This window comes from Nostoc sp. 2RC, from assembly GCF_014222165.1.
GTDB classification, from domain to species: domain Bacteria; phylum Cyanobacteriota; class Cyanobacteriia; order Cyanobacteriales; family Nostocaceae; genus Nostoc; species Nostoc linckia.
On record NZ_JACKZU010000215.1, the window covers coordinates 1 to 13,905 of the forward strand.

The 13,905-nt window shown below is 37.4% G+C and carries 7 protein-coding genes; 4 read left to right on the forward strand and 3 right to left on the reverse strand.

The window, feature by feature from the left end; translation table 11 throughout:
• Positions 1 to 664 precede the first annotated feature (664 nt).
• Both GNE10_RS21855 and GNE10_RS21860 read left to right on the forward strand, forming a co-directional pair.
• The gene (locus tag GNE10_RS21855) at positions 665 to 3,139 is read left to right on the forward strand and encodes a filamentous hemagglutinin N-terminal domain-containing protein (RefSeq protein WP_185566963.1); all 2,475 of its coding nucleotides are present in this window, start codon (positions 665 to 667) and stop codon (positions 3,137 to 3,139) included.
• Positions 3,140 to 3,295: 156 nt separating this feature from the next.
• Entirely contained in the window at positions 3,296 to 5,728 is a 2,433-nt protein-coding gene (locus GNE10_RS21860) for a CHAT domain-containing protein (protein ID WP_260446987.1), read from the forward strand.
• On the opposite strand, the gene GNE10_RS21865 is transcribed toward GNE10_RS21860, so the two are convergent.
• From GNE10_RS21865 to GNE10_RS21875, 3 genes are all read right to left on the reverse strand, one after another.
• Positions 5,686 to 6,564, reverse strand: coding sequence for a hypothetical protein (locus GNE10_RS21865; RefSeq protein WP_185566965.1), 879 nt, complete (start codon positions 6,562 to 6,564; stop codon positions 5,686 to 5,688). The genes GNE10_RS21860 and GNE10_RS21865 overlap by 43 nt on opposite strands.
• 209 nt (positions 6,565 to 6,773) lie before the next feature.
• Positions 6,774 to 8,633: a protein kinase domain-containing protein gene (locus GNE10_RS21870; protein WP_311774839.1), complete on the reverse strand. Its 1,860-nt coding sequence runs from the start codon at positions 8,631 to 8,633 to the stop codon at positions 6,774 to 6,776.
• Positions 8,630 to 10,069, reverse strand: coding sequence for an AAA family ATPase (locus GNE10_RS21875; protein WP_185566966.1), 1,440 nt, complete (start codon positions 10,067 to 10,069; stop codon positions 8,630 to 8,632). The genes GNE10_RS21870 and GNE10_RS21875 overlap by 4 nt, the downstream gene beginning before the upstream one ends.
• Before the next feature lie 704 nt (positions 10,070 to 10,773).
• On the opposite strand from GNE10_RS21875, the gene GNE10_RS21880 reads away from it, so the two are divergent.
• Both GNE10_RS21880 and GNE10_RS21885 read left to right on the forward strand, forming a co-directional pair.
• Positions 10,774 to 11,409 carry a hypothetical protein gene (locus GNE10_RS21880; RefSeq protein WP_185566967.1) on the forward strand — a complete coding sequence of 212 codons (636 nt, stop codon included), beginning with the start codon at positions 10,774 to 10,776 and terminating at the stop codon, positions 11,407 to 11,409.
• A 540-nt stretch (positions 11,410 to 11,949) separates the two neighbouring features.
• Positions 11,950 to 13,905 (forward strand): DUF3854 domain-containing protein (locus GNE10_RS21885; protein WP_185566969.1); only part of this gene is annotated, 1,956 nt, incomplete at its 3' end.

Here is a 13,905-nt window from a genome sequence, read left to right on the forward strand (position 1 = left end):
ATATTACAGGAATAGATTTCTTGGGAATATGCTTCCAGGCTATACCCTCAAATAAATAGAAATGTACTAGTAAACTAGCTAATAATTTTTGTAAAGTATCAAATTTTTAAAATTAGACATTCAGTAAATTGCAAAGTTTTTTGCAACCTTGCAAGATTATTCTTTTGAGCTAAACACCTTTTTAACTAAAAGTACCTCTAAATCGGTATTTCAGCCAATAACGTTAGGCTATGTTAAGACGAATCGAGAGCAATGTAATTTTGTTAAGCTTTGTTAAACTTCTTTCTTTTTTTAAAGCTGAAAGCCTTGTTATTACTTAGGTTTGTGAAAGTTTGTGAATTACTAACATTGTATTCTCATGAATCAAAATACTTGGCTCTTAACTTCCAGGACAAAACCAGGAAGATCTCTAAAATATGTATTGATATAACTTTTATAATATTTTTACTTTCAAAAAATAGTTTTGTATCTTTAGCAAGTTCCAGTTTTCCCTATTCGTCAAATGAAAAATGGCAAGAATATCACCAAAAGGTATATTGCCATAATTCAAATCAAGTGGTATGAGCATTGTTATAAAATCCTCTGCAACTAAGTGATAGTTAGGCAGCAGATTACTTATTCTATTCCAAGCCTGGTACAGATAACATTAGTTACAGGAATTTGTATGATAAAAAAATATAATTTATGGAATATTCAAGGCAGCATTTTTTTCTTCTTCCTAGCCTCATCCTCATCAGTTGCACAAATTGTACCAGATAAAACTTTGCCTATTAATTCTATTGTTAGACAACAGAATGATACCAGGATAATTGATGGAGGTACTATCAAGAATAGCAACTTGTTTCATAGCTTTGAACAGTTTTCTATCCCTACAAAAAGTACAGTTTTATTCAACAACACCCAAAATATTCTAAATATTTTTGCTCGTGTAACAGGCTCATCAGTTTCCAGCATAGATGGGTTACTCAAAGCTAACGGCATAGCCAACTTTTTTTTGCTCAATCCTAATGGAATTATCTTTGAAAAAAATGCACGTTTGGATATTGGTGGCTCCTTTTTAGCAAGTACTGCTAATGCTGTTAAGTTTGCTGATGGTTTTGAGTTCATAACAAATAGTAACCAAGCAAAACCGCTATTGACTATTAGTGTACCTATTGGTTTATACTTCGGGAGCGGTTTAGGTGAAATTCAAGTCCACGGAACAAGTGAAGGATTAATTGCTCAAAGTACAATAACCTCACCTTATATTAGAAATAATGACTCAACTGGACTAGAGGTACAATCAGGCAAAACCTTAGCGTTAATAAGTGGAAATGTTACTTTAAATGGTGCTACTTTAACAGCAAGAAAAGGACGAATTGAGTTAGGCGCTGTTAATTCAGGTTTAGTTAGCTTCACCCCAATTACTCAAAATTTGACTATGAGTTATGAAGGAGTATCTTCTTTTAAAGATATTAATATATCTCAAAAGTCTTTACTGGATAGTAGCGGTTCTATTACTTTACAGGGAAAGCTAATCTCTTTGAGTGATGGTTCAGTGGTTTTAAATCAAAATTTAGGCTCTCAATCTTCGGGTAGCATTAACTTCAATGCCATTGAATTACTGAAATTGAGCGGAGCCTCGATTGATAAAAAATTTGTTACTTTCTTGCGAACTGAATCGCTAAGTTCCGGTACTGGTGGAAACATAAATGTTTTCACCAAGCATTTAGTTATTCAGGGAGGAGCAGGTATGGGTACTAGAACTTATAGTGGCGCTAACGGAGGTAATGTAAACGTGAATGTCAGCGAATCTATACAATTGCTTGGGTTTTTACCTTCTAATCCTTTCATTACAAGTGCCATCACCAATAGCACGTTAAATTCTGGAAAAGCAGGAGATATTACAGTTTCTACAGGGCAGTTACTGGCTGAGGACGGAGGACTAATAACATCTCAAACTCGTGGAAATGGGTTTGGAGGAAATGTCATTGTGAATGCAACTAATTTTATCAAATTAATTAATTCTGCAAATTTGGTTAATTCTGCCTCAGCTTTTGTCCCCAGCTATTTATCTTCTTCAACTGCCAGCGTAGGAAATGCTGGCGATTTAACAATCAATACGCCAAGGTTGATAGTAGGGAATATGGCAATGGTTGATTCTTCGACCCTAGCAAGCGGTTCTGCTGGAATAGTTACTGTCAATGCTCCTAGTATAGAGATCAGCGGTGGTTTAGTAAGCTCATTTGCTACCAAGGCAGGTGGAAATGCTCAGATACTTTTCGGCGCTCCTTCAGTGCCGAATGGCTCTCCAGGACAGGTAAAAATTAATACTAATAAATTGGGGATAATAAATGGTGGACAAATTAGTGTCACCAATGAGGGTACAAGCAATGCTGGGATGCTCACAATCAATGCTAACTCTATCTTTTTAGACAATAAAAGTGCGATCACTGCATCAACTTTTTCTGGTGAAGGTGGCAATATTCTTTTGAATGTGAAGTATTTGCAATTGAGTAATAACAGTTCTATCACAGCATCTGCAAACAATAACGGCAACGGCGGCAACATCCATATCAACACAGACATCCTGACCTCCTCAAACAACAGCGCCATCAGAGCAAACGCATACCAAGGGCGTGGCGGTAACATTCGCATCAATACAAAAGGGCTATTTATTTCCCCCAATACGCAGATTACAGCCAGTTCTCAACGAGGTATTAACGGCACGGTGCAGGTCAACTTCCAAAACAGAAATCCTAGCCTTACCAAAGCACAACCACAGGTCATCCCAGAAGCTCCACAGATTGCATCAGTGTGTCAGGGTCTTTCTGGTAGAGTCGCGAGTACATTTGTCAATAGCGGTACTGGGGGGCTAGCAGCTAGTTCTGACAACCAGCTAGACAACAGTTCTACTTGGCAGAGAAATTCTGTTGGGCTTGGGCCTATTGATAATTCTGAACAATCAAAGCCATTAACAACTAAAGAACCCATAGAAATTGTAGAAGCCCAAGGTTGGATATTGAATGCTAATGGAGATGTAGTCTTGACCGCACAAGCCAATCCACCAAACCCCTACACCCAAGTGTCTGCTTCTAAATGTCAGGAGCAACCCTCTACAGCAAAAGTATCATCTGTTACAGAAATCAGGAGGAATTGAGATCGACACGGCATACATGTAAGAGCGATCGCAATTAATCTACGGCTCTTTGTTCTTAAACTTTTACTAGCAATAGCAATGATTCGTTTTCGATATTTTTTCAAATACCTCTTACTAGGCATTCTAGCGTTAACAATAGCCATAAGCCAGCCATGTATGATTCTAGCTGAGCAAGTAAGTAAACAAGCCCAACAGCGCCAAGCTGAAGTACTCAACCACAAGGGTCAAAGGCAGCTAGATCTCGGTCAAACAGCAGAAGCTTTTGAGACTTGGCAGCAAGCTACAAAACTTTATGAACATCTCAAAGATACAGAGGGAATCACAGGAACGTTAATCAATCAGAACGTAGCTCTACAAGCTATGGGTTTACATCTGAGAGCTTGCAAGATAGTTGTCAAAGCTTTGAAATTCGATACTGAAATCTGTGCCACCTCGCTTCTTGAGCCTGCTAATTCTACGAAAAGACTACTTGATGCAGAAATTAACAAGTTGAACCCCATACCCGTACACCTACTAGGATTACAAAACTTAGGCAATGTATTGCGCCAGTTAGGTAAATTATCTCAATCAGAATTAGTTTTAAGAAAAACGTTATCAATTGCTCAACAATTGGATAATTTTGATATTAGTGCAATTTTGCTATCGCTCAATAATACTGGAAAATCTCTTTATCAACAGGCACGGGATAAATATAGTTGGATAGAAGAACCAGTTTTTCAAAAAGAAACTTTTAATTTTATTCAAAAACAAGCACTCAAATTGCTCAATGATTACCAGTCATTGATTAATATTCCAACCGCACCAACCGCAATCAGACTACAAGCGCAACTACAGCGTTTGAGCTTACTGTTAGACTTTCAAAAGTGGTTAATGGCAGAATCAAATTCAGGCAATACACAGTTAGCTGGAATTCAAACTCAAATCAATCAACAGATTCAGCCTTCAGTAAATAATATACTGGAAAATGCTCCTGCATTCTCTGAATTACCTGCTAGTCAATCTATTTACAGCAAGCTAAACTTTGCCAATAGCCTCAATCAAATTTCAGATGAGCAATTACATTCAGTAGCCCTCCAATATGCAGAATCAGCTTTACAAATGGCAAAAAGTACTAAGAACCAACGACTAATGTCGAATGCTTTCGGCACACTGGGCAAATTAGAAAAACAACACGAGAGATCGCTCTATTATCTCGAACAAGCGATGGCTTTGGCTCAATCAATTCAGGCATTGGATATAGCTTATGAATGGCAGCACGAATTGGGTTTAGAGTACTACAAACAAGGAAAGTATGACAAAGCTCTTAAAGCTTACAGTGCTGCAATTAATAATCTGACGCAAGTTCGCGATAATCTCTTAGCAAGTAATGCAGATTTACAGTTTTCATTTTATGAGAAAGTAGAACCTGTTTATCGTGAATATATGCGATTACTGCTCTCATCACCTAACCCAAATCTAGAGTTAGTAATTCAGACGAACGAACAACTGCAAATAGCAGAACTAGAAAATTTTTTGAAATGTGGTAAACTCGATGTTGTAGCTTTAAATAAGCTTCAAAGCTTGCCTAACACAACTGCAATAATTCATATTATTGATTTAGGCGATCGCATAGAAGTAATTGCTCAATCTTCTAATCATTATATCGTTCGTAACTCGGTTGATGCTAAATCGATCAGAACCCATGTTAATAATTTGTTAGACATCTTACAATCACCTAAATTATTTTCTCTTAACAAATCATTAATTATTTCCTCTTATCAAAAGCTATATAGCTCACTGATTGCACCCCTTAAGACACATATACCCTCATCAGGAACGATAGTGTTTGCTTTAGATACATCTTTTCAAAGCCTGCCAATGGGTTTGCTTCATGATGGTAAGAATTATTTAATAAAGCAATATAGTGTTGCAGAAACATTGGGTTCTAAAATTCGGTCACCAAAATCTTTATCTAAAAACCAATTCACAGCTTTAATCGCTGGGCTTAGTAAAGAAAGCCCTAGCTTTAATGATAAAAATGCTCCAAAAGGTTTGAAACCACTATCAGGAGTAGTAGTAGAAGTTGCAGATGTCAAAAAAGAAACTACTTCCTCAACCGTATTATTGAACGAAAATTTTACAAGTTTAGAGTTTCAAAAAGAACTAACTAAAAATGATTTTCCAATTGTTCATATCAGTACTCATGGGCAATTTAGTTCTAACTCTGATAAAACTGTATTTTTAGCTTATGATAAAGCAATTAATATATTAGAGTTTGATAGCTTACTTAAAAGTAAAGTTCAGTCTCATGAAAATGCAATCGAGTTATTAGTTTTAAGTGCCTGTCAAACAGCCAAAGGTAATAAGCGTTCAACTTTGGGAATTGCTGGAGTGGCAGCACAAGCTGGCGCACAGAGTGTAATTGCCAGCTTATGGTTAGTAGATGAGGGATCTACAGCTATGCTTATGCAAGAATTCTACAAAGAGTTGAAAAATGGTTTGACTAAAGCAGAGGCACTACGTCAGGCGCAATTGAGTTTGTCATCTAATTCTAAATACACTCACCCTTATTTTTGGGCTGGGTTCGTACTAGTTGGCGGCTGGTTATAAAAACTTATTATTTTTAGTCCTTCTTCTATACGAGCTAGTTCGTCTAAGTTATTGGTACTTTTTGCCAGTTGCGCTGCTAAAGTATATTCACGAAGTGCCTCTTTTGGCAACCATGCTTCTAAATACCGATCTGCTAGTACTCGGTAAAGAGTAGGATTTCGGCTTCCCTCTGCTTCTGTTGCTTTTAATGTCTCAATCGTTTCATTTAAAAGGCTTCTGGACATATATACAGCATCCTTATCCCAAATTGCAGCTTCATCCGGAGGTAAGGCTAATTCATTAACCTGTTTCATCTTTTGTAAAATAACATCTTGCTCTTTTTGAGGCAAAACACTAACTACTAAAGGTTCGGAAGAACTAATAGGAGTATCCCCGACGTTTGCAAGAACTGTAAATTTATAGGTATTGCCAAACTGCAATTGGTTTTGTTCTTTTGGATAAGGCAGTGTAGTAATGGTTTTATCTACTGTTATTTCCCAGTAAAACTCGTAACCGCTAACAATTACTGTGTAACTAGTAGCTCTAGAAACGCCATACCAAGAAATTACAGGTCTAGTACTCAACATTGAACTACCATAGGGACTAATTAAGGTTGGTACATCTTTATCATCACCAGGGCCTTTAGAGATGTAACATCTACTTGGATTAATTCCTGTGCATAGCTCTACGATATTTTGTGGTATTGCACATATAGAGTTATCAAAAATGGTTTTCTGCTTAAAATATAGAAATTCTCCATTCAAGTAACACAAAGCTTTCACCGTCTTTCCATTAACTGGGTTAATGCGATCTCCTAGACAAAGCTGGCTTCCTGCCTTTAGATAGCGATCTCCCATATAAACTCGACCAATTTTCTTAGTGCATACATGTTTTACTCTTTCATAGGACTGGCTTAATGCACTGTTAGAGCTTGAAAAAAGCAAAGCTGATATAACGAGCGTAAATCCAGTTTTGAAAATTTTTTTCATAGTCAGATTGAGTAAGCCCTGCATCGAATTTTATCTACAGCTATTAGTTAAAAATTAATGCTCAAAAATCTCTTGAATTAATTAGTAGATTTTGAATTATTAATCAGGCGGTCTACTAACTGCTGCCTCCAAATATAAACCTCTGGTATATTGGATTTAGCAATCATACAAACTTCCCACCAAAGTTTAGTTTCATTGATTTTGCCTAATGCCTCTTGCGTTTGAGATAGCAAACAGACAGCATCTATTCTTTCATTGTCTAAATCAATTGCTTTTTGTAGATATTTTTCTGCCTCAGTATACTTTCTTTGCATCAATCTTGCCCAACCTAAATTCTTGTATAAGGTAGCTTGTATTTTGGGATCTTTAGTTTTCCTTAACCCCTCCAGCGCCAGTTGAGCAGCTTGGTTATAATCTTCTTTTAGATTTTTTAACCGAGATAAATTATTAATTGCAACTACTGCATTATTGTTGAGTTTAATGGCTATTTGATATTGCTGTTGAGCTAGTTCTTCTTTTCCTTCATCATCATAGAAACTGCCTAACCTATAATATTCTTCCCAATCAGGCTTTAATTTTAAAATTTGTTGATAAGTGTCAATTGCACAATTCAGTTCTCTTAATTGTCGGCAAACTATAGCCAAGCTATTATAAGCACCCAAATCTCTTTCGTTATATTTTATTGCTAATTGATAATATTTTTTAGCCAATCGCAAGTTACTAATATTACGAGAAGCTTGTTCTAAATAAAATTTCGAGACAGTAAATTTAGCCGGAGGATGGATACTCGTAGCTAAATTAAAAAGATTTTTGGAAGTTTGAAAATCATTCGCTATTTCTAACTTCTCTCCTTGAAAAACCAAACCATTAGCTATTGCTGGTAAAATAACTCTAAAAAAAATAAAAAATACTAAACTTATAGATGTAATTAATGCACTAATTACAAATGTTTTAGACCTAGTTATTCTCTGAATTTTACTTTGGAAAGGAAGCTTGTGTAACCTCTGCAAAATTATTTGAGTATTTTGAGGGCGCTGACCTGGAAAAGGAGCCATTAGATCATCAATCAAATCAGCCAAAGGCTTATCTATGTGACGTGCTTTATCTCTCCAAAGCAGTCTTCCTGTTTTCTCATCACTTTTAATTTTATTTAAAGAAATACCAGTAACTAAGTGAACTAAAGTTCTACCTAGTGCGTAGAAATCTGACTGTGGTACAGCCTGTCCATGAATTTGCTCTAAAGGCGAATAATAAGCTGAGCGAACAGCAGTTATTTCATAACCCATGCTAGTTCCTGTACTTGTTCCTCCATTAGTACCAAGTTTCGCTAAAAATGTTCTACTAATTTCTCTTGCACCACCGAAATCAACTAGTGCAATTTTACCATCAGGTTGATGAATAATATTGTCTGGTTTAATATCTCTATGAAAATATTCATTTCGATGTACGATATCAAGAATATTAACTAATTGTGATAACCAATCTAAAGCTAGATTTTGGGAAATTCTTCCATAAGATTTTATCCATTCAGCTAAATTTTTTCCTTCAAATCTCTGCATTATCAAGCAGTGCATTGTTAAACGATTATTAAGCTTAACAGTGAAATAATCATCCTTATATGATTTAGGTACTCCTGGATGGTCTATAATTTGTAATATTTTTGATTCTCTATCGAATAATTCAACTATTTTAGAATCGTCAATCCACTTTAATACTTTCATTACTCTTAACTGAGGTTGAGGGCGCTGCTCCGTCGTAGCACTATCCTTAACCTCAAAAATATCTGTATAAGTTAATGGATCTTCAGTTAAAGAGCGTAACGGACGCAATAAACGAATACGTCCGTTTATAAGCAGAGGATTTCCACAAGCTAAACAATTTTCAGCATTGTCAGGATTTAATCTTTGAGGACAAAAAGGATTTATACAGTAACTCACCGGGTATTAACCGCCTGTATATAATTATTGATTTGGGTTTTATCAGGCTCTTCACGTACAAAACCAAGAGGGTCGATTAAAATATACTTTTTAACAACCGGCTGTAAGTTGTAACTAACTTCCTCTTGATTCGCTTTTGTAGTAGTTTCAACTAATGAGCGTTGTTCTAAAATCTCCATATCTGCTATTACCTCAGAAATTGATAATTCTCCTAATTGCTTTTTTAAATACTTAATGATTTCAGAAAATTTAATTGGAGTTGGATCTTCTCTAAGTTGCTCTGCTAAATAAATTAATACTTGCCTTTGAAGTTTACTTAAAAATCCAGGATGTCCAAATTGAAAATGTAACATTAATTGAAATCGAGAGCCAATTACAGTAGTTCTACACTCAATAAATTTTTGTACACTTCCTGCAAAATATCGGTTAATTTTGTTAGCAACTGCCTCTAATTCTGATGGATTACCGCGATAAATATCAATTAACTCTTTACATTCCTCTCCTTTTAAACCTTTTTCGTACAACATCTGCATTGCTGCATGTACTTCTAAACCCTCCAACTTAAAATATAGAATAGGTAAATTTGTAATCAAATAAGCAAATTCTTTTAAAGGTAACTGACTTGTTATGATTGTACAACTCTGATATTGCTCCTTTGTAATTTCTATAAAAAAATGTTCATATTCTAATTTCTTATTTCTCCCGAAATTTTCAGATTGTGCTAGTTTTTCAAATCCATCTATTACTAGAAGACAGCGGCATAAACGAAGTTGTTTTGCTACCAAAGAAATTTGTTTGATCAAAGGTTCATTTTCCAATTGTAAATTAAAAATTTTAATTATATCTCTAATTATTTCATCTAAAGATGAACAAACATCAACATTCTTCCAAATCACATAATCATATGCATTTGAATTTTCAATAAGTATTTCCTCTATTAACTGTGCTACTAATACGCTTTTTCCAATTCCTCCAATACCAGTTATAGATATACAGCGCTGTTTAAAAAGTTTAATTTGATTTTTTAAATAAGAAATATCTTCTTTTCGCCCATAAATAGAAGCTATTTCCGGCAACTCTCCATAAGTTCTAGTTTTACCTACTAGAGCATCGCTATCCAACTTGGATACTTCTTGCTTAAGCAAGTCTTTCCTTACTACTTCAAGCAAAACTTTTTTCAAAGTTGTTTTTTTGACTTTTACCCCTTCATCAATAACATCTGAAAGCATTATCCATAACGAGGGGCCAATTGCTGACTGCAAGTAGTAGGCACTGTATCCTGAATTACATGCTATTTCCTTATAATCTTTACCTTCCCAAGACCCTTTAATTACAAGCTTCTCAGCTTTAGATAAGTACCTTCCGGCACGCTGAAACACTCGCTCCTCCAAAATTTCCAGTACCTTTTCTATTTGTAAATCTTTATCTATGCTCATGCCCACCATGTGTCGTTAAGTTACTGTAACAGACCTTATACCTTATTTTTACTTGTAGCAAACCTATAATTTACTTTTTAAACCTATAATTCTTTATATTTTTTAACAAAAATTCTCTTCCCAAGAGTCTATCGAGAATATAAGATTAAAATGTTACATTCCAGATATAGCAGTACCAGTAGCAAAGTCTAGATCGCAGTTCAGTTTGAGCTAAACCTATGCAAAATCAGAAATGTGGAGAAACTTAAAGCAAAAAATGAAGATAATTTCAGATATCAGAAGTCTAGAACTTCTGTAATATATAGCTATTGTTTGAATAAAGCGTGTATAGGAGGCGAATATATAGCAGTATCAATATCAAAAGATAAAGCGCCACCCAGGAGTAGCGCTTTGTTCTTAAACTTTGAGTTCATATAATCTAGAGCGGGGTCGATCTCGAACGAACAAAAGAAGGGGTTGTTAAAGTTTGCCGACTGTTATGACCACTTAATTTGCTCAACAGAGTATAATCCACGCTGCCATTCCATTATAAAACTTGTAGCACGCAATGTAAATTTTGAGTGCCAATTTTTAACTGTCGAAATTCATCATTTTCAGCAAAATCAAGTTTTGTAAATAAAAACCAGCAATTTCGTAGTAAAAAGGGATTAGCAGCGTGAAAATCCCCTCTGAAACTTGTAAACCAAGAATCAGGGAAAAATATCGTGATAAATCAAGAATGCCCAATAGAGCAGGGTGTCGGGGTTAGGCTGTTGGGGGTTGTAAGAGTACCGCCTCTAGAGCTGAGTCTTGATGCACTAGAGAAGTGGAAAAGAGTATTTATTAGCTCTTTTGTGGACACTCGCTTCCAAAATGTTTTAAAAAGAGCGGCTTTATTGCAGCGAACAAGCTTGTTCTGGCATCGTGAGTGCAGTACCGAACTATGTGATCGCGCAATTGCAATCATTGGTGCTACGAGCAATGATTACAGAGAACTCTTAATTAAACAGAATCAGTTGGTGAACGCGGTAATTGAGTCAGACCCAGAAGCTGAACTACTACTGTTGATTTCGCCTCTTCAAGATTTTGTATTTGGCACGGTGTTATCAACCGGAGATAGTTTTTGCACCCACATCCTTTTGATACACAACAAACAACAGAGCTTCTGGAGTGGGGATCGATGGAGAAGATGGGGAACTGAACAAGTAGCAATTAACAATTCTGTCTCCTCAACAGCCTCAAAAGTTTTCAAATCGGAGGTAACACCACTCAACAATCACAATCTTGCTAGATGCGAAAATAGCCAAAGTTCTGTAAGATCTAGCTTGTCAACGCGTACAACCAGAAATGGAGAAAAATAAGGCACACATAAAAACGTAGGCAAAACCTACTAAGGAGTAGCGCTTTGCCTTAAAGTTCAGACAATTCAATAATTCCAGAGCGGGGTTGATCTCGTGATGACGAAGAAAGTGGGGTTTAAAGTTTGGCGACTTGCATTCCACTAAATTGTCAGAAGATACCACGCTGCTTTACTTTGCCATTATAGCGAGAAAGGGGAAGTACAGCTAATTTCTGCCGACCATTTTTGGCAATTTGGCTAAAAATTTATATTTGATTTATGTAAATTTTTATAAAGCAGTGTGAATAGGAGCAATCCAGAACTCAGAATCCAGCGGTCGGAATTGATTATGGGTCTATTTTCCCGTACAAGTCTTTCACTTCAAGATGAGGTGAAGGACTTGGCAGATGCGATCGCGCCTACGAAGGACTCTAATTCCTCTGACTCCTGATTCTTGAAATCTAGATTGAAAACCCCTCTGTGAAGCTGAAAACCATAGCTATCAGAGGTATCTACTGTGTCAAATAACCAATGGCCACAAGAGTTGGGTGTTGGGGATCAAATGTTGTCATCTAACATTTGTGAATACCCCAATAATCTCACCGCCGCCGAGTATCATGAGCTAGCGGTGAGCAGCGCCATTCATCCTGAGTTGATCGAGCGCAACTTTTCTCATATCGAAGGAGAAACAGTTTACGATTATCTGTTTATCTCACAAGCGATCCCCAGAAAAAATGCGGGTCGAGTTACAGACGGTTTTTTAAAAGCCTATCTGCATTTAATAGCAGGAGGATTATGGATTAGCGGACTTGACCCACAGCTAAACTGGCGACCAATGGAGTGGGGACGGATGAAACCTTCCCTACCCCGCATTGACTGGGAAAAGGGTAAGTCAGTTAAGTATGAGTCACCCCCCAAAACGCCTAACCGTGTTACCTACTTTGATGTGCCCGATTGTATTTGGGATTTGGTGGCACTACGGTATAGCATTAAGCGATATCACTCACCCCTGGCACTGCGATTACAAAATAGGCTGACTCCACTGATATTTTGGGAATGGATAATCGCTCATCCAGAAATCCCAGTTATACTTTGCGAAGGCGAGAAGAAGGCGGCCTGTTTACTCAGTCTGGGGTTTGTAGCTCTAGCACTGCCGGGAATTTGGAATGGTCGCGTGGGCAAAAAGGATTTCGATGAAAGGCTGCATCCGGATCTACTACCACTGGCACAACCGGGGCGCAAATTCATTATTCTGTTTGACTACGAGACGAAGCTAAAAACTCGTTGGTCGGTGTATCAAGCAACTGTAAGAACTGGCATTGTGATTGAGGCGGTTGGCTGTACTTGTGAAGTGGCACTGCTGCCGGGGCCGGAGAAAGGCGTTGATGATTTTGTAGTTGCTAGAGGTGAGGATGCTAACGCATTGCTGACGGCAATTGTTGATGATGCTCACTCATTGAAAGATTACCAGAGTTTGTTTCTACTCAAGCACCGGGGACTGAGAAAGTATAAACCTGATGCAATTGTTAATACAAAGTACTTGTCTGATGCGGTTTTGGTAGAAGACAACACCGCGTTCGCACAACCTCATACAATATGTGTGTCGCTGCCCGAAAAACAAGTTGAACCTTTTGATTTTCTTCATCAGCCAGAGCCAGCCCTTGAAATACCCCCAGACCATCGAGTCAAAGTCAGGTACAAGCTCAAAAAATTGAGGCAACAGCAACAACCAAGTCGTGTTGTGTTCCCCCGAACTGGACTGGTAGTATTAATCAGCGATATGGGTACTGGTAAAACCGAGTTAATGCGTTGGTGGCGTGATGCTCACCCAGATCAAAGATTTCTCAACAACGGGCATCGAGTGAATCTGCTCAAAAATCTAGCCGAACGCCTGAAAACCTTGATGTATTCTGACCTTGGTTATGCAGGCATGGCGCAGGCAACTGCACTCAGTATCACCATCGACAGTTTATATAAGTTAAATACCCAAGCCCTAACTTATGGCTGCATTTTCATTGATGAAGCTTGCCAATACCTGACTCACCTATTACTGAGCAAAACCTGTAAAGAACATCGCGCCTTAATCCTGGAAACACTACAGTATATCGTCTACAACGCCCCCCTGGTAGTGATTGCCGATGCACACATGGATGATACGACTATTGAGTTTTTCAAAGCGATGCGACCAGAGAACGAGCAGCCGTACATTATTAAGAATGAGTTCAACAACGGAGATCGCACTATTTACTGGTACGAGGGAGATAATTCCTCTGCCTTAGTTGCCAAAATTAGTGCAGCTGTGATGACTGGACACAAAGTGATGGTAGTCAGCGATTCCAAGAGATTTATTAAAAAACTGGAAAAGTCCTTGCTTGAAGTCGGAAGTTTGAAGTCCCAAGTCGGAAGTAATGAATCTAGTGGTTTACCAACTCAATTTTGCTGTGTAGACCCAGCACTTGTGCAGGGGAGCACTTGTGCAGGGGAGAATGAATGTACTTTCTCCCCTGCCCCTCTGCCC